Genomic DNA, 21,399 nt, shown 5'->3' with positions numbered 1-21,399 from the left:
GATACTTATCGTTTATCCCCTTAACTGAGATGACTATGCAGTACCCGATTAACGAGATGTTCCAGACCCTGCAAGGCGAGGGTTACTTTACCGGCGTTCCCGCTATTTTCATTCGCTTACAGGGATGCCCGGTTGGCTGTGCCTGGTGTGATACCAAACATACGTGGGATAAGCTCGCAGATCGGGAAGTGTCGCTGTTTAGCATTCTGGCGAAAACCAAAGAGAGCGATAAGTGGGGCGCGGGCAGTTCAGAAGATCTGCTGGCCATTATTGGTCGTCAGGGCTGGACGGCGCGCCACGTCGTGATCACCGGCGGTGAACCCTGCATCCACGATCTGACGCCGCTGACCGAGCTGCTCGAAAAGAACGGCTACAGCTGCCAGATTGAAACCAGCGGCACCCACGAAGTGCGCTGTTCGCACGCGACCTGGGTGACGGTATCGCCAAAAGTGAATATGCGCGGCGGGTATGACGTGCTGTCTCAGGCGCTGGAGCGCGCGGATGAGATTAAGCACCCGGTAGGGCGCGTGCGCGATATTGAAGCGCTGGATGAACTGCTGGCCACGCTGACGGATGAAAAGCAGCGGGTGATTGCCCTGCAGCCTATCAGCCAGAAAGAGGATGCGACGCGCCTGTGCATTGAAACCTGTATTGCGCGCAACTGGCGTCTGTCGATGCAGACGCACAAGTACCTGAATATTGCCTAAAAAAAAGCCCGGTGGCGCTAGCGCTTACCGGGCCTACGGTTCGAGGCTTTTGTAGGCCGGGTAAGGCGAAGCCGCCAACCGGCAAGCATCACTCCCCGCGATAGATACAGCCAGCGGTACAGGTCTCTTTGATCATAACCGCGCTCAGCAGCGGCACCAGCGGCTTCATCTGATCCCAAATCCATTTTGCCAGCACTTCGCTGGTCGGGTTTTCAAGGCCCGGGATCTCATTCAGGTAGTAGTGATCCAGACGATCGTAGGTCGGCTTAAACGCCGCCTTCAGCTCGGCAAAATCCATGATCCAACCGGTATGCGGATCAACTTCACCGGTGATCTCAAGACGCACCATGAACGAATGCCCGTGCAGACGGCCACATTTGTGTCCGGCAGGAACGTGTGGAAGGTGGTGGGCGGCTTCGAAGGTGAAATCTTTAAACAGTGTGGTGGACATGATCGCTCTCAGTAATGCGGAAAAAACCGCCGCATAGTACCGGAAAGCACAATTTTTAGCATTAACTAAAACGGCTCTGAAGCCTGGCGTCTCGTTAACAGGCGTTTTTAGTTGTTTTTATCGATGTTTTTCAGTGGGTTAATTAATCGTTTTTATCGCTAAGCGTGACAACCAAAACAGGTTAGTCCATTTGGTTATTTATTATTTCCATCCCTTCTTTAATTGTTATTATCCTCGCCGTTAACCTTATCTTCAGTTTGGATTTATTCGCTTAAAGTCCGCTTGGCTACTGGAACATAACGACGCATGACAACACAGGCCCCACCTTCAAATTTGCTTCCCCTGAACCCGGAGCAACTGGCGCGCCTTCAGGCTGCCACCTCTGATTTTTCTCCCACTCAGCTTGCCTGGGTCTCCGGTTATTTCTGGGGAATGCTTAATCAGCAGCCTGGCGCTGTCGCGGGCGCACCGGCAACGGCTGTGGAAATTCCCGCGATTACGCTTATTTCCGCCTCGCAGACGGGCAACGCCCGCCGCGTGGCCGAGCGGCTTCGCGACGACCTGCTCGCTGCCAAGCTGAACGTGAACCTGGTCAACGCCGGGGATTATAAATTCAAGCAAATCGCGTCGGAAAAACTGCTGGTGGTGGTTGCCTCCACGCAGGGTGAAGGTGAACCCGCTGAAGAAGCGGTGGCGCTGCATAAGTTCCTGTTCTCGAAAAAAGCGCCGAAGCTGGACGGTACGGCGTTTACCGTATTTGGCCTGGGCGATACCTCCTATGAATTCTTCTGCCAGTCCGGCAAAGACTTCGACAGCAGGCTGGCGGAGCTGGGCGCAGAGCGCCTGCTGGACCGCGTTGACGCGGATGTCGAATACCAGGCCGCCGCCGATGAATGGCGTGCGCGCATCGTTGAGGTGCTAAAAGCGCGCGTGCCGAAAGAGACGTCGGCGCAGGCCGCGTTCACCGCGACGGGAGCCGTTAACGACATCCACACCAGCCCGTACACCAAAGAGGCGCCGCTGACGGCAAGCCTGTCCGTGAACCAGAAAATTACCGGCCGCGACTCGGAAAAAGACGTCCGCCATATCGAAATCGATCTGGGCGATTCCGGTCTGCGCTACCAGCCTGGCGATGCGCTGGGCGTCTGGTATCAGAACGATCCGGCGCTGGTGAAAGAGCTGGTTGAGCTGCTGTGGCTTAAGGGCGACGAGCCCGTCACCGTTGACGGCAAAACCCAGCCGCTTTCCGACGCCCTGCAGTGGCACTTTGAACTGACGGTCAACACCCCGAACATCGTCGAGAATTATGCCACCCTCACGCGCAGTGAATCCCTGCTGCCGCTGGTGGGCGACAAAGCGAAGCTGCAGCATTACGCCGCGACGACGCCGATTGTCGACATGGTGCGCTTCTCTCCGGCACAGCTGGATGCCGATGCGCTGATCGGCCTGCTGCGTCCGCTGACCCCGCGCCTCTACTCCATTGCTTCATCCCAGGCCGAAGTGGAGAGTGAAGTGCATGTTACCGTCGGCGTGGTGCGCTACGACATCGAAGGCCGCGCCCGTGCGGGTGGGGCATCAAGTTTCCTGTCGGACCGCGTGGAGGAAGAGGGCGAAGTGCGCGTGTTTATCGAGCACAACGACAACTTCCGCCTGCCGGCGAAACCGGAAACCCCGGTGATCATGATCGGCCCGGGCACCGGCATCGCGCCGTTCCGCGCCTTTATGCAGCAGCGCGCGGCAGACGGCGCGCCGGGTAAAAACTGGCTGTTCTTCGGCAATCCGCACTTCACCGAAGATTTCCTCTACCAGGTTGAGTGGCAGCGCTATGTGAAAGAAGGCGTGCTGACCCGCATCGATCTGGCCTGGTCCCGCGACCAGAAAGAAAAAGTATACGTACAAGACAAACTGCGCGAACAGGGCGCAGAGCTGTGGCGCTGGATCAATGACGGTGCCCACATTTATGTCTGCGGCGACGCCAATCGCATGGCGAAAGACGTTGAGCAGGCACTGCTGGAAGTGATTGCCGAATTCGGCGGTATGGATGCCGAAACGGCGGACGAATTTTTAAGTGAGCTGCGCGTTGAGCGCCGTTATCAGCGAGATGTCTACTAATGAGCGAAAAACATCCAGGGCCACTGGTGGTCGAAGGTAAACTGACAGACGCCGAGCGCATGAAGGTAGAGAGCAACTACCTGCGCGGCACCATTGCTGAAGATCTGAATGACGGTCTCACCGGCGGCTTCAAAGGCGACAACTTCCTGCTGATCCGTTTCCACGGTATGTACCAGCAGGACGACCGCGATATCCGCGCCGAGCGCGCCGAACAGAAGCTGGAGCCGCGTCACGCGATGCTGCTGCGCTGCCGCCTGCCGGGCGGGGTGATCACCACTAAACAGTGGCAGGCCATCGACAAGTTCGCGGGTGAAAACACGATTTACGGCAGCATCCGCCTGACCAACCGTCAGACTTTCCAGTTCCACGGCATTCTGAAGAAGAACGTCAAGCCGGTACACCAGATGCTGCACTCCGTCGGGCTGGACGCGCTGGCCACCGCCAACGACATGAACCGTAACGTGCTCTGCACCTCGAACCCGTACGAGTCCGAGCTGCACGCCGAAGCATACGAGTGGGCGAAGAAGATCTCCGAGCACCTGCTGCCGCGCACCCGCGCCTATGCGGAGATCTGGCTCGATCAGGAGAAAGTCGCGACCACCGACGAAGAGCCGATTCTCGGCCAGACCTATCTGCCGCGTAAGTTTAAAACCACGGTCGTGATCCCGCCGCAGAATGATATCGACCTGCACGCCAACGACATGAACTTCGTGGCGATTGCCGAAAACGGCAAGCTGGTCGGCTTTAACCTGCTGGTGGGCGGGGGCCTGTCCATCGAGCACGGTAACAAGAAAACCTACGCCCGCACCGCGAGCGAGTTCGGCTTCCTGCCGCTGGAGCACACGCTGGCCGTGGCGGAAGCGGTGGTGACGACCCAGCGCGACTGGGGCAACCGCACCGACCGTAAAAACGCGAAAACCAAATACACCCTGGAGCGCGTGGGCGTCGAGACGTTCAAAGAAGAAGTTGAGCGTCGCGCGGGCATCAAGTTTGAGCCGATCCGCCCTTACGAATTCACCGGCCGCGGCGATCGCATTGGCTGGGTGAAAGGCATCGACAATAAATGGCACCTGACGCTGTTTATCGAAAACGGCCGTATTCTGGATTATCCGGACCGTCCGCTGAAAACCGGCCTGCTGGAAATCGCGAAGATCCACAAGGGCGAGTTCCGCATTACCGCCAACCAGAACCTGATCGTTGCCGGCGTGCCGGAGAGCCAGAAGGCGAAAATCGAGAAGCTGGCGCGCGATCATGGGTTGATGAACGCGGTGAAGCCGCAGCGTGAAAACTCCATGGCCTGCGTGTCGTTCCCGACCTGCCCGCTGGCGATGGCCGAAGCGGAACGTTTCCTGCCGTCATTTACCGACAAAGTGGAAGCGATTCTGGAAAAACACGGCATTCCGGACGAGCATATTGTTATGCGCGTGACGGGCTGTCCGAACGGCTGCGGCCGCGCGATGCTTGCCGAGCTGGGGCTGGTGGGGAAAGCGCCGGGTCGCTATAACCTGCACCTGGGCGGTAACCGTATCGGCACGCGCATTCCGCGCATGTTCCGCGAGAACATCACCGAGCCGGAAATTCTTGATTCCATCGACGAGCTTGTCGGGCGCTGGGCGAAAGAGCGCGAAGCGGGTGAAGGCTTCGGCGACTTTACGGTGCGTGCGGGCATCATTCGCCCGGTGCTCGATCCCGCAAGGGATTTCTGGGAGTAACCACGAGAGGTAATTATGTCCGTACTCGATCTAAACGCCCTTAATGACCTGCCAAAAGTCGAACGCATTCTGGCACTGGCAGAAACCAACGCCCACCTTGAAAAGCTGGACGCCGAAGGGCGCGTGGCCTGGGCGCTGGAAAACCTGCCGGGAGACTATGTGCTCTCGTCGAGCTTTGGTATTCAGGCGGCGGTCAGCCTGCATCTGGTGAATCAGATCCGTCCGGACATTCCGGTGATCCTCACCGACACCGGCTACCTGTTCCCGGAAACCTACCAGTTTATTGACGAGCTGACGGACAGGCTCGGGCTGAACCTGAAAGTCTACCGCGCGACGGAAAGCGCGGCCTGGCAGGAGGCGCGCTACGGCAAGCTGTGGGAGCAGGGCGTTGAGGGCATTGAGAAATACAATGAGATCAACAAAGTTGAGCCGATGAACCGGGCGCTGAAAGAGCTTAACGCGCAGACGTGGTTTGCGGGCCTGCGCCGCGAGCAGTCCGGCAGCCGGGCCACGCTGCCCGTGCTGGCGGTTCAGCGCGGGGTCTTCAAGGTGCTGCCGATAATCGACTGGGATAACCGGACGGTGTATCAGTACCTGCAAAAACACGGGCTGAAGTACCATCCGCTGTGGGACCAGGGCTACCTGTCGGTGGGCGACACCCACACCACGCGCAAATGGGAACCGGGAATGGCGGAAGAAGAGACGCGATTCTTTGGGCTGAAGCGCGAGTGCGGATTGCACGAAGGGTAATTCCTTAACCTCCCCCTCACCCTAACCCTCTCCCCAAAGGAGAGAGGGGATTGCTCGGAGCCGTCTTTTCTCCCTCGCCCCTTTGGGGAGAGGGCAGGGGCGAGGGGAAAATAAGTACTAGGCTTTTCCCGCTTTCGCCAACTCCTTCACCAGCGGCAGCATCACCTTCACCACGTCCCGGCTGCGGTGTTCAATCCGCTGCGGCAGCGCGCTGTCAATGTGCTGCTGATTATCCAGCATCACGTTGTGCCAGCTTGTCCCGTCCGGGAAGGCTTTCGTTTTCGCCCGCTGCTGATAGCCATCTTTCTTGCCCAGCGCCCAGTTTGTCGCTTCCACGTACAGCACCGGAATGCCTGCCTTATCGAACACTTCGCCGTCGTTGCAGCAGCCGGTGCCTCGCGGATAATCCGGGTTCCCGCCGGGATTGCTGGTGGCATATACGCCATGGCTGCGGGCAATAGCCAGCGCCCGGTCGCGCGTCAGTTTCCGCACGGTACCGGGCGTACTCTGCCCGCTGTTAAAATAGAGCTTGTCGCCGACGATCAGGTTATCGAGATTGATCACCAGCAGCGTATTTTTCTTCTCCTCAGCGCTCATGCGCTTAAGGAGATTCTCTGCACCGAGTTTGCCCTCTTCTTCACCGCTGGTGGCCACAAAACGAATGCCATACCGGGTGGGGATATCTTTCATCCGCTCGGCCAGTTCAAGCATCACGCCCAGGCCTGCAGCGTTGTCGTCCATGCCCTGCAGCGTCAGCCCGCCGAGATTGTTATCCGTGTCGGCATCGCTCATCGGGGCGTAAGTATCAAGGTGCGCCATAATAATAATTTGCTCTTTTGCGCTGCCTTCGTGTGCCGCAATCACCGTACTGCCGGTCACGTTATGCCAGTTTTTCGTTTTATTTCGTGAGGTATAAACGTAGCGGCTGTGAAACGACCGGATATCGCTCTGGTAACCCATGTCGGCAAACTGCTGGCGAAGATAGTCGGCGGAGAGCATTTCCGCAGGCGAGCCGGTCATGCGGCCAGGGAAGACCGTGGCAATATGCCGAGCCTGCATATTGGCGATTTCACCATAAGGTGGGTTTTTTGCCTGAGCGGGAAGAATAAAGCAAACGCCGAGCGCCAGGGCAGCAATACGGTGGCGCATTGCGGAAAACATAGTGAGTCCTTAAAAACAGAGCAAAATAATAACCCGTCTAGTATGAAACTGTGATCGTCCATACACAATTTGAATTGTTCTTAAATGCCCGAAATGTCGCGTGTTAAGCACTTTTTGGTATTAGCATTTTCACGGCGTTATTCCATTGAGTAACTACTCATTCCAATTCGTAATTTCATTCGGTCTAAGCCGCCCCCTATAGTCCCTTTATTCCTCGTTGTTAGTGAGTTGTTGCTTGTGGACTATCTGCCCTTATTTGCTGGGATAAAAGAGAAGCCGGTGCTGGTTGTTGGCACGGGTGAAATCGCCGATCGCAAAATCGCGTTTCTTCATCGCGCAGGGGCGCAGGTGCGGGTAGTTGCAGGAGCGGACTTTGACGAATCACAGATCGACAGCGTCGTGCTGGTGATTGCGGCGACCGAAGACCGCGAACTGAACCGGCGGATCTCCGACGCCGCTCAGGCCCGTTACCGCCTGGTGAACGTGGTGGACGATCAGCCTTTATGCTCGTTTATTTTCCCGTCGATCGTTGACCGTTCGCCGCTGCTGGTGGCGATCTCCTCCGGCGGTACCGCACCGGTGCTGGCGCGCGTGCTGCGGGAAAAAATCGAAGCGCTACTGCCGACCAGCCTCGGGCGCATGGCGGAGAAGGCCAGCTACTGGCGCAACCACCTGAAAACCCGCCTGACCAGCGTGACGGAACGCCGTCGCTTCTGGGAGCGCGTGTTTCGCGGCCGCTTTGCCAGCCTGATGCAGGCCGGCAATGAGACCGCGGCGCAGAAAATTCTCGAAGACGAACTGGATAACCCCGGCAGCACGGGCGGGGAAATCATTCTGGTGGGCGCGGGGCCTGGCGATGCCGGGCTCCTGACGCTGCGCGGCCTGCAGGTGCTGCAGGACGCGGACGTGGTGTTTTACGATCATCTGGTCACCGACGGCGTGCGCGAGCTGATCCGACGCGACGCGGAGCAAATCTGCGTCGGCAAGCGGGCGGGCGAGCACTCTGTGCCGCAGCACGACACCAACCGGATGCTGGTTGACGCCGCCAAAGCCGGTAAAACCGTGGTGCGCCTGAAGGGGGGCGATCCGTTTATTTTCGGTCGCGGCGGCGAAGAGCTGCAGGCGGCAGCCGAAGCGGGCGTACCGTTCCAGGTGGTGCCCGGCATTACGGCGGCCTCTGCGGTAACGGCCTATGCCGGTATCCCGCTGACCCACCGCGATTACGCCCAGAGCGTCACCTTTGTGACCGGCCACTACAAGGCCGACAGCACGCCGTTTGACTGGTCGCATCTCGCCCAGAGCCGCCAGACGCTGGCGATATACATGGGCACCATGAAGGCGGCAGACATCAGCGAACAGCTTATTCAGCACGGTCGCGAGGCGACGACGCCCGTTGCCGTTATTTCTCGCGGCACCCGCGTCGATCAGCACGTTGCGACGGGGACCCTGGAACATCTTGCAACCCTGGCGAAAGACGCCCCGATGCCCGCCCTTATCGTGGTGGGTGAAGTGGTGCAGCTGCACAGCACGCTCGCCTGGTTTCAGCACACAACCGATGCAGAAGGCTTTGGCTCTTCTGTCGTAAATTTGGCTTAAGGAACGGTTATGGACCAAAAACGTCTTACACACCTGCGGCAGCTCGAAGCGGAGAGTATCCATATTATCCGCGAAGTGGCCGCCGAGTTTTCTAACCCGGTGATGATGTACTCCATCGGTAAAGATTCCAGCGTCATGCTGCATCTGGCGCGTAAAGCGTTTTATCCGGGTACGCTGCCGTTCCCGCTGCTGCACGTGGACACCGGCTGGAAATTCCGCGAAATGTACGAATTCCGCGACCGTACCGCGAAAGCCTACGGCTGCGAGCTGCTGGTGCATAAAAACCCGGAAGGGGTGGCGATGGGCATTAACCCGTTCGTGCACGGCAGCGCCAAGCACACCGATATCATGAAAACCGAAGGGCTGAAGCAGGCGCTGAATAAATACGGTTTTGACGCGGCCTTCGGCGGCGCGCGCCGTGACGAAGAGAAATCGCGTGCCAAGGAGCGTATCTACTCCTTCCGCGACCGCTTCCACCGCTGGGATCCGAAAAACCAGCGTCCGGAGCTGTGGCACAACTACAACGGCCAGATTAACAAGGGCGAAAGCATCCGCGTCTTCCCGCTCTCCAACTGGACCGAGCTGGATATCTGGCAGTACATCTATCTGGAAAACATCGAGATCGTTCCGCTGTACCTGGCCGCGGAGCGTCCGGTGCTGGAGCGCGACGGCATGCTGATGATGATCGACGACGATCGCATCGACCTGCAGCCGGGCGAAGTGATTAAAAAACAGATGGTGCGTTTCCGTACTCTCGGCTGCTGGCCGTTGACCGGCGCGGTGGAATCCAGCGCGCAGACGCTGCCGGAGATCATTGAAGAGATGCTGGTGTCCACCACCAGCGAGCGACAGGGGCGCGTGATTGACCGCGACCAGGCAGGCTCCATGGAGCTGAAGAAACGTCAGGGTTATTTCTAAGGAGCCGCCATGAACACCACTATTGCTGAACAAATTGCCAACGAAGGCGGCGTGGAAGCGTACCTGCACGCGCAACAACACAAAAGCCTGCTGCGTTTTCTGACCTGCGGCAGCGTGGATGACGGGAAAAGCACCCTGATTGGCCGCCTCCTGCACGATACGCGCCAGATTTACGAAGATCAGCTCTCTTCTCTGCACAACGACAGCAAGCGTCACGGTACCCAGGGTGAAAAGCTCGACCTGGCCCTGCTGGTGGACGGCCTGCAGGCGGAGCGCGAGCAGGGCATCACCATCGACGTGGCCTACCGCTACTTCTCCACCGAGAAGCGCAAATTTATTATCGCCGACACCCCGGGGCACGAGCAGTACACCCGTAACATGGCGACCGGCGCATCCACCTGCGACCTGGCGATCCTGCTGATGGACGCGCGTAAAGGCGTGCTGGATCAGACCCGTCGTCACAGCTTTATCTCGACGCTGCTGGGGATCAAACACCTGGTGGTGGCGGTTAACAAGATGGATCTGGTGAACTTCAGCGAAGAGACGTTCGAGGAGATCCGCCAGAGCTACCTGACCTTTGCCGAACAGCTGCCGGGCAACCTGGACATTCGCTTTGTGCCGCTCTCGGCGCTGGAAGGGGATAACGTCGCCTCCCAGAGCGCGAACATGCTGTGGTACAGCGGTCCGACGCTGCTGGAGGTGCTGGAAACCGTTGAGATTCAGCGCGTGGTCGACACCCAGCCGATGCGCTTCCCGGTGCAGTACGTGAACCGTCCAAACCTCGATTTCCGCGGCTTCTCGGGCACCCTCGCGTCAGGCTCCGTGAAGGTCGGCCAGCGCGTCAAGGTGCTGCCGTCCGGTGTGGAATCCACCATCGCGCGCATCGTCACCTTCGACGGTGACCTGCAGGAAGCGGGTGCCGGTGAAGCGGTTACGCTGGTGCTTAAAGACGAAATTGATATCAGTCGGGGCGACCTGCTGGTCGACGCGCAGGAAACGCTGGCGGCCGTGCAGGGTGCGTCCGTGGACGTGGTGTGGATGGCGGAACAGCCCCTGACCGCAGGCCAAAGCTACGACATCAAAATTGCGGGCAAGAAAACCCGCGCCCGCGTGGACGGCATTCAGTTCCAGGTGGACATCAACAACCTGACCCACCGTGACGTGAGCGAGCTTCCGCTGAACGGTATTGGTCTGGTCGATCTCACCTTCGACGAACCGCTGGTGCTGGACCCGTATCAGCAGAACCCGGTTACGGGCGGGCTGATTTTTATCGACCGTCTGACTAACGTTACCGTCGGCGCGGGGATGGTTCGTGAACCAAACGAGCAGGCGACCGTTGCATCTGAATTCAGCGCCTTCGAGCTGGAGCTGAACGCGCTGGTGCGTAAACACTTCCCGCACTGGGGCGCGCGCGATCTGCTGGGAGGCAAGTAATGGCCGCTCATGATGAGAACGTCGTCTGGCATCCTCATCCGGTGACCGTCGCGCAGCGTGAGCAACTCCACGGTCACCGTGGGGTGGTGCTGTGGTTTACCGGGCTGTCCGGCTCGGGTAAATCAACGGTGGCGGGCGCGCTGGAAGAGGCGTTGCATCAGCAGGGCGTAAGCACCTACCTGCTGGATGGCGACAACGTGCGTCACGGCCTGTGCAGCGATTTAGGGTTTAGCGACGACGACCGCAAAGAGAACATCCGTCGGGTGGGCGAAGTCGCCAGCCTGATGGCTGACGCCGGGCTGGTGGTGCTGACCGCGTTTATCTCTCCGCACCGCGCCGAGCGCCAGACGGTGCGCGAACGCGTGGGCCAGGGTCGCTTTATCGAGGTGTTTGTCGATACGCCGCTGGAAATTTGTGAAGCGCGCGACCCGAAAGGGCTGTACAAAAAAGCGCGGGCCGGAGAACTGCGCAACTTCACCGGCATTGACGCGGTGTACGAAGCGCCTGAATCGCCTGAAATTCACCTGGAAGGTCAACAATTGGTAACAAATTTAGTAAGCCAATTATTAGACCTGCTCAGACGGGACGATATTATCAGATCCTGAGACGGTATCGTTCGGGAGCTGTCTTCCCGAACGATGAGTCACGGTCACAGGATTAGCTATGCGCAACAGTGAACATTACATCACCACCACCGGGTCGGAACCGCTCGCGACCGACGACGAAACGACCTGGTCATTTCCTGGGGCCATCATCGGGTTCGTCTCATGGTTGCTGGCGCTGGGCATTCCGTTTCTTATCTACGGCGGCAACACGCTGTTCTTCTTTCTCTACACCTGGCCTTTCTTTCTGGCGCTGATGCCCGTGGCGGTTGTCGTCGGCATTGCGCTTCATTCGCTGCTCAATGGTAAGATCCTGTACAGCACCGTGGTCACGATTGTGACGGTGGTTCTGATGTTTGGTCTGTTATTTTTGTGGCTCATGGGCTAACTTCAGCCATAATTCAAACCGTAACCAACTGTGTAACGATATTGTGCAGGACGATTCTGCGGAAAAAATGTGGTACATTTGCCCGCGATGTTGCGGCATCTCTGTTACCCCGGCGTAGTGCTCTGGGGAAGTCTTGGGATGATGATGCCGTTTTTCAGGGGGCAGGATGGGTAAACTAACGCTGCTGTTGCTGGCTTTGCTAATCTGGCTGCAATATTCGCTGTGGTTCGGTAAGAACGGACTGCACGACTACAGCCGGGTGAGCGATGACGTTGCGGCTCAGCAGGCAACAAACGCCAAACTTAAGGCGCGAAACGATCAACTCTTTGCTGAAATTGATGACCTCAATGGCGGGCAAGAGGCGATTGAGGAACGCGCACGCAATGAACTCAGTATGACTAAGCCGGGCGAAACCTTTTATCGTCTGGTACCGGATGCGTCTAAACGCAATCAGGGCTCAGCACAAAACAATCGATAATCAGGCCCAGGATTACGACATGGCAGTAACTTTTTCGGACGTATGCGCCGTGGTGCCGGCCGCAGGTTTTGGCCGGCGCATGCAGACAGAATGTCCCAAGCAATACCTCTCTATTGGCGATAAAACGATCCTCGAGCACGCCGTGGCCGCGCTGTTGGCGCACCCACGGGTGACGCGTGTGATCATCGCTATCAGCCCTGGCGATGCGCGGTTCGCGCAGCTACCGCTGGCAAATCATCCACAGATTACCGTCGTTGACGGTGGCGCCGAGCGCGCCGATTCCGTTTTGGCGGGCATTCAGGCTGCCGGAAACGCACCCTGGGTACTGGTGCATGACGCGGCGCGTCCGTGCCTGCATCAGGACGACCTTGCGCGCCTGCTGGCGCTGAGCGAAACCAGCAAGGTTGGCGGGATTCTTGCCGCGCCGGTGCGCGACACCATGAAGCGTGCCGAGCCGGGCAAACAGGCTATCGCCCACACCGTCGATCGCGTCGATTTATGGCACGCGCTGACGCCCCAGTATTTCCCCCGCGAACTACTCCACGACTGCTTAACGCGAGCGCTTAAAGAAGGTGCGACCATTACGGACGAAGCCTCTGCGCTGGAGTATTGCGGCTTCCACCCAACGCTTGTTGAAGGACGTGCTGATAATATTAAAGTGACGCGTCCGGAAGATTTACAGCTCGCGGAATTCTATCTTACCCGTTCGACCCATCAGGAGAAGGCATAATGCGAATTGGACACGGTTTTGATGTACACGCCTTTGGCGGAGAAGGCCCAATTATCATTGGCGGCGTGCGTATTCCTTATGAAAAAGGACTGCTGGCACATTCTGATGGCGACGTGGCGCTGCATGCGCTGACCGACGCCCTGCTTGGCGCGGCCGCGCTGGGGGATATCGGCAAGCTGTTCCCGGACACCGACCCGGCATTTAAAGGCGCAGACAGCCGCGAGCTGCTGCGCGAAGCGTGGCGCCGCATTCAGGCGAAAGGCTACACCCTCGGCAACGTCGACGTGACGATTATTGCCCAGGCGCCGAAAATGCTGCCGCACATTCCGCAGATGCGCGTGTTTATTGCAGAAGATCTGGGCTGCCATATGGACGACGTGAACGTCAAAGCGACGACGACCGAAAAGCTGGGCTTTACCGGGCGCGGCGAAGGGATTGCCTGTGAAGCCGTGGCGCTGCTGCTGAAGGCGAGCAAATGACGGACTTCGACAACCTGACGTACCTGCACGGCAAACCGCAGGGGAACGGCGTGCTGAAAGCCAGCCCTGAAGATTTCCTCGTGGTCGAGGATCTGGGCTTTGAGCCGGATGGCGAAGGCGAACATATCCTGGTGCGTATTCTGAAAAATGGCTGCAATACCCGCTTTGTGGCCGACGCGCTGGCAAAATTCCTTAAAATTCATGCCCGCGAAGTGAGCTTTGCCGGGCAAAAAGATAAACATGCCGTCACGGAACAGTGGCTCTGCGCGCGCGTTCCCGGCAATACGATGCCTGATTTAAGCAAATTTGAGCTTGAGGGCTGTAAGGTGCTGGAGTTTGCCCGCCACAAGCGCAAGCTGCGACTGGGCGCGTTGAAAGGTAACGCGTTTACCCTCGTGCTGCGCGAAGTGACAAACCGTGACGACGTTGAAAAACGGCTAAACGCTATCAATGAACGCGGCGTGCCGAACTACTTTGGCGCACAGCGCTTTGGCATTGGCGGCAGCAACATGCAGGGCGCGCTGCGCTGGGCGCAAAGCGATGCGCCGGTGCGTGACAGGAATAAACGCAGTTTTTGGTTGTCGGCGGCCCGCAGCGCGTTGTTTAATCAGATTGTGAGCGAAAGGCTGAAAAAACCGGACGCGAATCAAGTTGTTGTTGGCGATGCGCTACAATTAGCGGGACGCGGAAGCTGGTTTGTGGCAACGGCCGAAGAGATGGCCGATGTGCAGTCGCGCGTGGACGCAAAAGCGCTGATGATTACCGCCGCGCTGCCCGGTACGGGCGACTGGGGAACGCAGGGCGACGCTCTCGCCGCCGAGCAGTCAGCCGTAGCGGATGCGCCAGAACTGCAATCCTTGCTGGTGCGGGAAAAAGTCGACGCGGCACGCCGCGCGATGCTGCTCTACCCGCAGCAGCTAAGCTGGAACTGGTGGGATGACGTAACCGTCGAGTTACGCTTCTGGCTGCCGGCAGGTAGCTTTGCCACCAGCGTTGTCAGGGAACTTATCAACACCTCGGGTGATTATGCGAATATTGCTGAGTAACGATGACGGGATTCACGCGCCGGGCATTCAGACCCTGGCAAAACACCTCCGCGAATTTGCGGATGTGCAGGTCGTGGCGCCCGATCGTAACCGCAGTGGAGCGTCTAACTCTCTGACGCTGGAGTCGTCGCTTCGCACCTTTACCTTTGAAAATGGCGATATTGCCGTGCAGATGGGTACGCCAACCGACTGCGTTTTTCTGGGCGTGAACGCGCTGATGCGACCGCGTCCGGATATCGTCGTCTCCGGCATTAACGCCGGGCCTAACCTGGGCGACGACGTGATTTATTCCGGTACCGTGGCGGCCGCAATGGAAGGTCGCCATCTGGGGTTCCCGGCGCTGGCGGTTTCATTAAACGGCCACACGCACTACGACACCGCCGCCGCGGTGACCTGTTCGATCCTGCGGGCGCTCGGCCGCGAGCCGCTGCGTACCGGGCGCATCCTCAACATCAACGTGCCGGATCTCCCGCTGGATGACATTAAAGGCATCCGCGTCACGCGCTGCGGGAGCCGGCATCCGGCCGATCAGGTGATCCCGCAGCAGGATCCGCGCGGCAACACGCTTTACTGGATCGGCCCTCCTGGCGATAAATGCGATGCGGGTCCGGATACCGACTTTGCCGCCGTGGATGAAGGCTATGTTTCGGTTACCCCGCTGCACGTAGATTTAACCGCGTATAGCGCGCATGATGTGGTGTCTGGCTGGCTGGAACGCGCAGGAGTGAACGCGCAATGGTAAGCAAACGTGTACAAACTCTTCTGGAACAACTTCGCGCACAGGGGATCCGCGACGAGCACGTGCTTGAAGCGCTTGCCCAGGTTCCGCGTGAGAAATTTGTAGACGAGGCGTTTGAGCACAAAGCGTGGGAAAACGTGGCGCTGCCCATCGGGCAGGGCCAGACGATTTCGCAGCCTTACATGGTGGCGCGCATGACCGAGCTGCTGGAGCTGACGCCCGACTCCCGCGTGCTGGAGATCGGCACCGGCTCGGGGTATCAAACCGCAATCCTGGCGCATCTGGTTCATCACGTCTGCTCCGTTGAGCGGATAAAAGGGTTACAGTGGCAGGCGCGTCGCCGCCTGAAACAACTGGATTTACATAATGTTTCGACACGACACGGTGATGGATGGCAGGGTTGGAAGGCTCGGGCCCCGTTTGACGCGATCATCGTGACGGCGGCCCCGCCTGAAATTCCAGCAGCCCTGTTGTCGCAGCTGGATGAAGGGGGCATTCTTGTTCTGCCCGTCGGAGATGAGCAGCAGCTTTTGAAGCGCGTTCGTCGGCGCGGCGGCGAGTTTATTATCGACACCGTGGAAGCCGTGCGCTTTGTGCCTCTGGTGAAGGGGGAGTTGGCCTGAGACTCGGATTTATCCAGGGTTATTAAGGCAAATTCAGCGTATGGTGTGGCGCGAAAGATTCGTGCCATCACGGTAAATTTTAAGTCACTGGTAGTTAACACATTCCTGGGGGATAAATGAGCGCGGGAAGCCCTAAATTCACCATCAGCCGTGTTGCGGCATTATCACTGGTTTCACTCTGGCTGGCAGGCTGTACAAGTTCTAACAACGCGCCTGCGCCGGTCAGTTCCGTCGGTGGAAACAGCGGCTCCGGTAACACGTCCAGCGGAATGTTAATCACGCCGCCGCCTAAAATGGGTACCGCTGCGCCGCAGCAAACACCACAGATTCAGCCTGTGCAACATTCTGTTACACAGCCAATGCAGGTTCAGCCAGTTGAACAACCTGTTCAGACCCAAAATGGCCGCATAGTCTATAACCGCCAGTATGGGAACATTCCGAAAGGCAGCTACACCGGCGGCAGCACCTATACCGTGAAACGCGGCGATACGCTGTTCTACATTGCGTGGATCACCGGGAACGATTTCCGCGACCTCGCACAGCGCAATAACGTCCAGGCCCCATACGGTCTGGAAGTCGGGCAAACGCTCCAGGTAGGCAACGCGACGGGCACGCCGCTGACGCCTGGCAACACCGTTTCAGCGGCCGACGTAACGGCTCAAAATAACAGCGTTAAGCCTGCACAAAAATCCACCACGGTGGTTGCTTCACAACCTGTAATTACGTATTCTGAGGACTCAGGTGATCAGACTGCTAACAAAATGTTGCCGAATAATAAAGGGACTGCGACTACTGTCACAGCACCGGTAACGGCACCTGTGGTTAGCTCTACTGAACCGACTGCCAGCAGTATGACCTCCAGTTCGCCAATCTCTGCATGGCGCTGGCCAACTGACGGCAAGGTTATCGAGAACTTCTCTTCCTCCGAAGGGGGAAATAAAGGGATCGATATCGCAGGGAGTAAAGGACAGGCTATCATCGCGACCGCAGACGGGCGCGTTGTGTATGCCGGTAACGCTCTGCGCGGTTACGGTAATCTTATTATCATCAAACATAACGATGATTACCTGAGTGCCTACGCCCATAACGACACAATGCTGGTCCGGGAACAACAAGAAGTTAAGGCGGGGCAAAAAATCGCTACCATGGGTAGCACCGGAACCAGTTCTACACGCTTGCATTTTGAAATTCGTTACAAGGGGAAATCCGTAAACCCGCTGCAGTACTTGCCGCAGCGATAATTTGACGGGGCATGCCAGCCGGGGTGTCTCGTTCAGGGATCACGGGTAGGAGCCACCTTATGAGTCAGAATACGCTGAAAGTTCATGATTTAAATGAAGACGCGGAATTTGATGAGAACGGAGTAGAGGCTTTTGACGAAAAAGCCTTAGTAGAAGAGGAACCCAGTGATAACGATTTGGCTGAAGAAGAGCTGTTATCGCAGGGCGCCACACAGCGTGTACTGGACGCGACTCAGCTTTACCTTGGGGAGATTGGTTACTCCCCACTGCTAACGGCCGAAGAAGAAGTCTATTTCGCACGTCGTGCTTTGCGTGGTGATGTTGCCTCGCGTCGTCGCATGATTGAAAGTAACCTGCGACTGGTCGTGAAAATTGCCCGCCGTTACGGCAATCGTGGTCTGGCCCTGCTGGACCTGATTGAAGAGGGTAACTTAGGCCTCATCCGCGCAGTTGAGAAGTTTGACCCGGAACGCGGGTTCCGTTTCTCAACCTACGCGACCTGGTGGATTCGTCAGACCATCGAACGGGCTATTATGAACCAGACCCGTACGATCCGCCTGCCGATCCACATCGTCAAAGAGTTGAACGTGTATCTGCGTACCGCGCGCGAGTTGTCCCATAAGCTGGACCACGAGCCAAGCGCAGAAGAAATTGCCGAACAACTCGATAAACCGGTTGATGACGTAAGCCGTATGCTGCGTCTCAACGAGCGCATTACCTCGGTTGACACCCCGCTGGGTGGCGACTCCGAAAAAGCGCTGCTGGACATCCTGGCCGATGAAAAAGACAACGGCCCGGAAGACACCACGCAGGACGATGATATGAAGCAGAGCATCGTCAAATGGCTGTTCGAACTGAACGCCAAACAGCGTGAAGTGCTGGCGCGTCGTTTCGGTTTACTGGGGTATGAAGCTGCGACACTGGAAGACGTCGGCCGTGAAATTGGCCTGACCCGTGAACGTGTTCGTCAGATTCAGGTAGAAGGTCTACGCCGCCTGCGTGAAATCCTGCAGGGGCAAGGTCTGAATATCGAAGCGCTGTTCCGCGAATAAGCAACCTTTCGTCAAAAAAGGCCCGTCGTGAGACGGGCCTTTTTCTTTTGCGTTACGGCTGTGCCGCCGTTTCGTGCAGCAGACGCCAAACTATCCGATCGCCTTCCTGATTGAGCACCGCGGTTGACCAGCGCACGTTGACGGGCAGCTCTGGTCGGGTTTGCGTCTCCCGGTAGTGAAGCACCGCGCCTCCCTCCCAGCGCTGGATTGTGGATAGTTCATCAATGACGATCTTCAGCCCGGGACGGCTTCCGCGCTGGTTTTCCAGAAAGCTGACCAGGCCGCTAAAGTCGATATGAGCACCGCCCGGCGGGATCATTAGAAAATCTGGACTGAAGCGGGCGAGCAGGGCATCGGGGTCGCCTTCCCCTTTGCCTAACCACTCTTCAAGCGCAATGTGGAGGTCGATAATGTCGTGTTCGAAAGGCGTCATGAATTCTCCTGTCGCAGCTGGCTCAGCACCTGCGTATTGTTAAGACGAAAAGCATACAGTACAGGCAGCAAGGTCACGCCTGCGGCAAAAATAAACATCCCGTGCCAGGCGGCGAGCGGCGTTAGCCAGGCCTGCGCCAGGTTCAGCGCCTGCGCCAGCAGCAGGCCTCCGGCAAAAAAGCTCAGCTGACGATTCAGATTCCACAGCGCGCTGGCATCCGGCATCTCTTCCGGGCGCGTCGTCAGAAACGCGCTGCTCTGAGCCGTACTGCTGCACAGGCTTCCCCCCGCGCCCATCAGGGTAAACGCAACGGCAGGGAGCAGCGTAGCTGAACTGACGTTAACCAAAAGCAGAATACCCGTCGCCTGCAGCAGGCAGCCGAAGACGATCAGCGGCCGGGGGCCGATACGGTTAAAATAGCGTCCCGTTGCCGTGATGGCGACAAAAGATGCCACGGACCACGGCAGCATGAGCATCCCCGTCGCGGCCGGACTCATGTGCGCCACCTGCTGAAGATAAAACATCCCCGTAACGTTCACCCCAATAAACATGCCGGGTACGCAGATATAGACCAGCATAGAGAAGCGCAAAAGCGGGTTCGCAAGCAACGGCAGGTTTAGCAGTCTGGCCGTTTTCATCGCGGGCATTTCGTGTTTAAGCCACAGGCAGGCCAGCACAAAGGTCACGACAGCAACCGGTAGCGTGGCGAAAAATATCCACCGCCAGCCTAGCGCCTGCACCAGCAGGCCCCCGATAGCAGGGGAGCAGGCGGGGGCAAGCAACGCGACCAGCATCACCGCCGAGGAGAGCTTGGCGCGCTCGTGAGGCTTAAACTGTTGCCAGGTCAGCGCCTGTCCGACGGGGATCAATAACCCGCCTCCCACGCCCTGGAGTACGCGCCAGGCGATCAGACCTTCAAGCGTAGCAGACAGGCCCGCCGCCGCAGAGGCTGCGCTGAACAGAAAAAGCGAGAGCAGGATGACGCGCTTTGGTCCAATGCGGCGCGTGAGGATGCTGCTGAACGGGATCACCAGCGTCAGGCCGGCAATGTACCCGTTACTGACCCACGCAAGCGCTGAAGGCGTGGTGTTAAAGGCGTGAGCCATTGCCGGGAAGGCGACGCTGGCAATAAACATGTTGATCAAATCAAGAAAAAAGCCCAGCAGATAAACAGCGGCGACTTTGCTGCGATACGTCATGGTGGATCCTCCGGTGAGGTGGCGTATCGTATCGATCCGGGAAGCACGGATAAACCTGACAAAGCGCGATATACTGTCAAAAATATTTTGACAGTTAAAGGCGTAAGATGATTAACCTCCAGCGGGCGCAGATGTTTGTCGCGGTGGCCGATACCGGCAGTTTCACTGCCGCGGCCGAGGCTATGGGGCTGATGAAAGCCGTGGTCAGCTTCAATATTCGCCAGCTTGAAGATGAGCTGGGCGTTACGCTGCTGCTGCGCTCCACCCGTCGCCTGACGTTAACCGAGGCGGGCGCGCTTTTTCATCAGCGCAGCGTGGCGCTACTGAAGGATGCAGAACGGCTGCAGGATGATGTCCGCGCCAACCATGCGGGGCTCACCGGTGAACTGCGGATCACGACCACGCCCGAATATGGCGCACAGGTGGTGGTGCCGCTGCTGGCCGAGTTCAGGCAGCAGCATCCGGATCTTCGCGTGCGGCATGTTTCGTCATCCCTGCACGCGGACCTTATCTCGGAGCGCTTTGACGTGGCCATCCGGCTAGGGACGCTTGCCGATTCGCGCAACCACGCCGCGCTGATTTCGCACTTCTCGATTCTCCCGGTCGCGACGCCCGGGTGGCTCGCTAACCATCCTGTTGAAACGCTTGCGCAGCTGGCCCACGCGGACTGGATTATTCACGAGCGCCTGGCCTCGCCGCTGCGCTGGCAGGTGAAAGATGCCGGCGGTGCGCCTGAAACGCTGGAGATAAAAAAAGCGCCGCGCCTGTTTGCCGACAGCGCTCAGGCCCTGATGGCCTTTGCGATCGGAGGCGGTGGCGTGGCGTTGCTGCCGGAGTGGCTGGCGCGCGATGCGCTTGATGGGGGAAAACTGGTCCCGGTTTTACCGGAATATACCTTTGCGCGGCAGGGCATCTATGCGGTTTATCCCGATGCCCGGCATGTGTCAGCGAAAGTGCGCACCTTTATCGATTTTATGCGCACCAGGGTGAATTAATCGTGCATCATTTTCTTGATGAGCGCAGAGAACAGCTCCCGCTCGGCCTTGCTAAGACGGCCTAAAAACGCCTCATCCACCTCGTTGCCAACCGGTTGACAGCCTGCAAGCAGGGCTTCCCCTTCAGGCGTCAGGAAGACAAACCGGCGGCGCTTGTCGGCGGGATCGTGCTCGCGTTTGACCAGCCCGCGCGCCTCCATCCGGCTGAGCATCTCCGCCAGGGTCGCTTTGGTGCTGACCGCCACTTCGGTCAATGCCACCTGTTCAATGCCCGGATGCTCGGCAATGGAGCGCATAACCGCATACTGCGGCTTGGTCAGTTCCGGTAAGGCATGTTGCCACTGCGCGGTATGCTGTTGAAAAAGCTGACGTAACAGGTGGAACGCCTCTTGTCTTAGTTCCATGAACACTCCGACAGAAAAAATCTCTCCCTATGATAGCCGCTAACGCGCAGGATGATAACGCGGCATTTTTTAGCCATTCGTGTGATCGTGTGCGAACGATCTTGTCAGAAAATCGATCCGGGAGTAGTTTATCTACAATGTTCGTACGC

At 58.1% G+C, this 21,399-nt stretch carries 23 protein-coding genes; 18 read left to right on the top strand and 5 right to left on the bottom strand.

All coding sequences use genetic code 11. The annotated features are described in order from the left end of the window. The first annotated feature begins 35 nt into the window (after window positions 1-35). Window positions 36-707 carry a 7-carboxy-7-deazaguanine synthase QueE gene (queE, locus tag L6R44_RS06475; RefSeq protein ID WP_032643113.1) on the top strand — a complete coding sequence of 224 codons (672 nt, stop codon included), beginning with the start codon at window positions 36-38 and terminating at the stop codon, window positions 705-707. Between the two features lie 88 nt (window positions 708-795). Here the strand turns inward: queE and queD are convergent, their stop codons facing one another. Next, window positions 796-1,158, bottom strand: coding sequence for a 6-carboxytetrahydropterin synthase QueD (gene queD, locus L6R44_RS06470; protein ID WP_032643111.1), 363 nt, complete (start codon window positions 1,156-1,158; stop codon window positions 796-798). A 306-nt stretch (window positions 1,159-1,464) separates the two neighbouring features. On the opposite strand from queD, the gene cysJ reads away from it, so the two are divergent. Genes cysJ through cysH form a run of 3 tightly spaced genes read left to right on the top strand, consistent with a single transcriptional unit; the run spans window position 1,465 to window position 5,732 of the window. After that, on the top strand, window positions 1,465-3,270 hold the full coding sequence (gene cysJ, locus L6R44_RS06465) for an NADPH-dependent assimilatory sulfite reductase flavoprotein subunit (protein ID WP_237423621.1): 1,806 nt from the start codon (window positions 1,465-1,467) through the stop codon (window positions 3,268-3,270). Beyond that, a complete protein-coding gene (cysI, locus tag L6R44_RS06460) occupies window positions 3,270-4,982 on the top strand; it encodes an assimilatory sulfite reductase (NADPH) hemoprotein subunit (RefSeq protein WP_237423620.1) in 1,713 nt (570 codons plus the stop codon). The genes cysJ and cysI overlap by 1 nt, the downstream gene beginning before the upstream one ends. Before the next feature lie 15 nt (window positions 4,983-4,997). Then, window positions 4,998-5,732 (top strand): phosphoadenosine phosphosulfate reductase, encoded by a 735-nt coding sequence (gene cysH / locus L6R44_RS06455; protein WP_032643105.1) that lies wholly within the window; start codon window positions 4,998-5,000, stop codon window positions 5,730-5,732. A gap of 117 nt (window positions 5,733-5,849) precedes the next feature. Here cysH and L6R44_RS06450 read toward each other — a convergent pair whose 3' ends face one another. Next, complete coding sequence (locus tag L6R44_RS06450) at window positions 5,850-6,893, bottom strand: aminopeptidase (protein ID WP_032643103.1); 1,044 nt, start codon at window positions 6,891-6,893, stop codon at window positions 5,850-5,852. 246 nt (window positions 6,894-7,139) lie between these two features. Between L6R44_RS06450 and cysG the strand changes: the two genes are divergently transcribed. From cysG to rpoS, 13 genes are all read left to right on the top strand, one after another. Continuing rightward, window positions 7,140-8,489 carry a siroheme synthase CysG gene (gene cysG, locus L6R44_RS06445; RefSeq protein ID WP_237423730.1) on the top strand — a complete coding sequence of 450 codons (1,350 nt, stop codon included), beginning with the start codon at window positions 7,140-7,142 and terminating at the stop codon, window positions 8,487-8,489. Between the two features lie 9 nt (window positions 8,490-8,498). Beyond that, window positions 8,499-9,407 (top strand): sulfate adenylyltransferase subunit CysD, encoded by a 909-nt coding sequence (gene cysD / locus L6R44_RS06440; RefSeq protein WP_006811770.1) that lies wholly within the window; start codon window positions 8,499-8,501, stop codon window positions 9,405-9,407. 9 nt (window positions 9,408-9,416) lie between these two features. Continuing rightward, a complete protein-coding gene (cysN, locus tag L6R44_RS06435; RefSeq protein WP_237423619.1) occupies window positions 9,417-10,841 on the top strand; it encodes a sulfate adenylyltransferase subunit CysN in 1,425 nt (474 codons plus the stop codon). Then, window positions 10,841-11,446, top strand: coding sequence for an adenylyl-sulfate kinase (gene cysC / locus L6R44_RS06430; RefSeq protein WP_237423618.1), 606 nt, complete (start codon window positions 10,841-10,843; stop codon window positions 11,444-11,446). Before cysN ends, cysC begins: the two co-directional genes overlap by 1 nt. 58 nt (window positions 11,447-11,504) lie before the next feature. Then, on the top strand, window positions 11,505-11,831 hold the full coding sequence (locus L6R44_RS06425) for a DUF3561 family protein (protein WP_032643095.1): 327 nt from the start codon (window positions 11,505-11,507) through the stop codon (window positions 11,829-11,831). 166 nt (window positions 11,832-11,997) lie between these two features. Beyond that, window positions 11,998-12,309, top strand: coding sequence for a cell division protein FtsB (ftsB, locus tag L6R44_RS06420; RefSeq protein WP_008499609.1), 312 nt, complete (start codon window positions 11,998-12,000; stop codon window positions 12,307-12,309). A gap of 19 nt (window positions 12,310-12,328) precedes the next feature. Then, window positions 12,329-13,039 (top strand): 2-C-methyl-D-erythritol 4-phosphate cytidylyltransferase, encoded by a 711-nt coding sequence (gene ispD, locus L6R44_RS06415; RefSeq protein WP_237423617.1) that lies wholly within the window; start codon window positions 12,329-12,331, stop codon window positions 13,037-13,039. Next, a complete protein-coding gene (gene ispF / locus L6R44_RS06410) occupies window positions 13,039-13,518 on the top strand; it encodes a 2-C-methyl-D-erythritol 2,4-cyclodiphosphate synthase (RefSeq protein ID WP_029741541.1) in 480 nt (159 codons plus the stop codon). Before ispD ends, ispF begins: the two co-directional genes overlap by 1 nt. Further along, window positions 13,515-14,564: a tRNA pseudouridine(13) synthase TruD gene (gene truD / locus L6R44_RS06405; protein ID WP_237423616.1), complete on the top strand. Its 1,050-nt coding sequence runs from the start codon at window positions 13,515-13,517 to the stop codon at window positions 14,562-14,564. Before ispF ends, truD begins: the two co-directional genes overlap by 4 nt. Beyond that, window positions 14,545-15,306: a 5'/3'-nucleotidase SurE gene (surE, locus tag L6R44_RS06400; RefSeq protein WP_032643089.1), complete on the top strand. Its 762-nt coding sequence runs from the start codon at window positions 14,545-14,547 to the stop codon at window positions 15,304-15,306. Before truD ends, surE begins: the two co-directional genes overlap by 20 nt. Beyond that, window positions 15,300-15,926, top strand: a complete 627-nt coding sequence (locus L6R44_RS06395; RefSeq protein ID WP_032643087.1) for a protein-L-isoaspartate(D-aspartate) O-methyltransferase — start codon at window positions 15,300-15,302, stop codon at window positions 15,924-15,926. Before surE ends, L6R44_RS06395 begins: the two co-directional genes overlap by 7 nt. 116 nt (window positions 15,927-16,042) lie before the next feature. Continuing rightward, window positions 16,043-17,167 carry a murein hydrolase activator NlpD gene (nlpD, locus tag L6R44_RS06390; protein WP_237423615.1) on the top strand — a complete coding sequence of 375 codons (1,125 nt, stop codon included), beginning with the start codon at window positions 16,043-16,045 and terminating at the stop codon, window positions 17,165-17,167. Window positions 17,168-17,226: 59 nt separating this feature from the next. Further along, on the top strand, window positions 17,227-18,219 hold the full coding sequence (gene rpoS, locus L6R44_RS06385) for an RNA polymerase sigma factor RpoS (protein WP_008499600.1): 993 nt from the start codon (window positions 17,227-17,229) through the stop codon (window positions 18,217-18,219). A 52-nt stretch (window positions 18,220-18,271) separates the two neighbouring features. On the opposite strand, the gene L6R44_RS06380 is transcribed toward rpoS, so the two are convergent. Together L6R44_RS06380 and L6R44_RS06375 are read right to left on the bottom strand one after the other, a co-directional pair. Then, window positions 18,272-18,652 carry a DUF4440 domain-containing protein gene (locus L6R44_RS06380; protein ID WP_237423614.1) on the bottom strand — a complete coding sequence of 127 codons (381 nt, stop codon included), beginning with the start codon at window positions 18,650-18,652 and terminating at the stop codon, window positions 18,272-18,274. Continuing rightward, complete coding sequence (locus L6R44_RS06375) at window positions 18,649-19,851, bottom strand: MFS transporter (RefSeq protein WP_237423613.1); 1,203 nt, start codon at window positions 19,849-19,851, stop codon at window positions 18,649-18,651. Before L6R44_RS06375 ends, L6R44_RS06380 begins: the two co-directional genes overlap by 4 nt. Window positions 19,852-19,958: 107 nt before the next feature. On the opposite strand from L6R44_RS06375, the gene L6R44_RS06370 reads away from it, so the two are divergent. Next, window positions 19,959-20,846, top strand: a complete 888-nt coding sequence (locus tag L6R44_RS06370) for a LysR family transcriptional regulator (RefSeq protein ID WP_237423612.1) — start codon at window positions 19,959-19,961, stop codon at window positions 20,844-20,846. Here the strand turns inward: L6R44_RS06370 and L6R44_RS06365 are convergent. After that, the gene (locus tag L6R44_RS06365; protein ID WP_237423611.1) at window positions 20,843-21,250 is read right to left on the bottom strand and encodes a MarR family winged helix-turn-helix transcriptional regulator; all 408 of its coding nucleotides are present in this window, start codon (window positions 21,248-21,250) and stop codon (window positions 20,843-20,845) included. The two genes, L6R44_RS06370 and L6R44_RS06365, sit on opposite strands and share 4 nt — an antisense overlap. Window positions 21,251-21,399: the final 149 nt, after the last annotated feature.

Origin of the sequence: Enterobacter cloacae complex sp. ECC445 (genome assembly GCF_021892025.1) — a bacterium.
Lineage (GTDB): Bacteria > Pseudomonadota > Gammaproteobacteria > Enterobacterales > Enterobacteriaceae > Enterobacter > Enterobacter chengduensis.
Note: the sequence above shows the minus strand (reverse complement) of the source record. Positions and strands in the feature narration are given on the sequence as shown.

Bases quoted from the DNA above. Each gene is read 5' to 3' on its own strand.
- queE (WP_032643113.1), top strand. From the start codon at position 36: ATGCAGTACCCGATTAACGAGATGTTCCAGACCCTGCAAGGCGAGGGT.
- queD (WP_032643111.1), bottom strand. From the start codon at position 1,158: ATGTCCACCACACTGTTTAAAGATTTCACCTTCGAAGCCGCCCACCAC.
- cysJ (WP_237423621.1), top strand. From the start codon at position 1,465: ATGACAACACAGGCCCCACCTTCAAATTTGCTTCCCCTGAACCCGGAG.
- cysI (WP_237423620.1), top strand. From the start codon at position 3,270: ATGAGCGAAAAACATCCAGGGCCACTGGTGGTCGAAGGTAAACTGACA.
- cysH (WP_032643105.1), top strand. From the start codon at position 4,998: ATGTCCGTACTCGATCTAAACGCCCTTAATGACCTGCCAAAAGTCGAA.
- L6R44_RS06450 (WP_032643103.1), bottom strand. From the start codon at position 6,893: ATGTTTTCCGCAATGCGCCACCGTATTGCTGCCCTGGCGCTCGGCGTT.
- cysD (WP_006811770.1), top strand. From the start codon at position 8,499: ATGGACCAAAAACGTCTTACACACCTGCGGCAGCTCGAAGCGGAGAGT.
- cysN (WP_237423619.1), top strand. From the start codon at position 9,417: ATGAACACCACTATTGCTGAACAAATTGCCAACGAAGGCGGCGTGGAA.
- cysC (WP_237423618.1), top strand. From the start codon at position 10,841: ATGGCCGCTCATGATGAGAACGTCGTCTGGCATCCTCATCCGGTGACC.
- L6R44_RS06425 (WP_032643095.1), top strand. From the start codon at position 11,505: ATGCGCAACAGTGAACATTACATCACCACCACCGGGTCGGAACCGCTC.
- ftsB (WP_008499609.1), top strand. From the start codon at position 11,998: ATGGGTAAACTAACGCTGCTGTTGCTGGCTTTGCTAATCTGGCTGCAA.
- ispD (WP_237423617.1), top strand. From the start codon at position 12,329: ATGGCAGTAACTTTTTCGGACGTATGCGCCGTGGTGCCGGCCGCAGGT.
- ispF (WP_029741541.1), top strand. From the start codon at position 13,039: ATGCGAATTGGACACGGTTTTGATGTACACGCCTTTGGCGGAGAAGGC.
- truD (WP_237423616.1), top strand. From the start codon at position 13,515: ATGACGGACTTCGACAACCTGACGTACCTGCACGGCAAACCGCAGGGG.
- surE (WP_032643089.1), top strand. From the start codon at position 14,545: ATGCGAATATTGCTGAGTAACGATGACGGGATTCACGCGCCGGGCATT.
- L6R44_RS06395 (WP_032643087.1), top strand. From the start codon at position 15,300: ATGGTAAGCAAACGTGTACAAACTCTTCTGGAACAACTTCGCGCACAG.
- nlpD (WP_237423615.1), top strand. From the start codon at position 16,043: ATGAGCGCGGGAAGCCCTAAATTCACCATCAGCCGTGTTGCGGCATTA.
- rpoS (WP_008499600.1), top strand. From the start codon at position 17,227: ATGAGTCAGAATACGCTGAAAGTTCATGATTTAAATGAAGACGCGGAA.
- L6R44_RS06380 (WP_237423614.1), bottom strand. From the start codon at position 18,652: ATGACGCCTTTCGAACACGACATTATCGACCTCCACATTGCGCTTGAA.
- L6R44_RS06375 (WP_237423613.1), bottom strand. From the start codon at position 19,851: ATGACGTATCGCAGCAAAGTCGCCGCTGTTTATCTGCTGGGCTTTTTT.
- L6R44_RS06370 (WP_237423612.1), top strand. From the start codon at position 19,959: ATGATTAACCTCCAGCGGGCGCAGATGTTTGTCGCGGTGGCCGATACC.
- L6R44_RS06365 (WP_237423611.1), bottom strand. From the start codon at position 21,250: ATGGAACTAAGACAAGAGGCGTTCCACCTGTTACGTCAGCTTTTTCAA.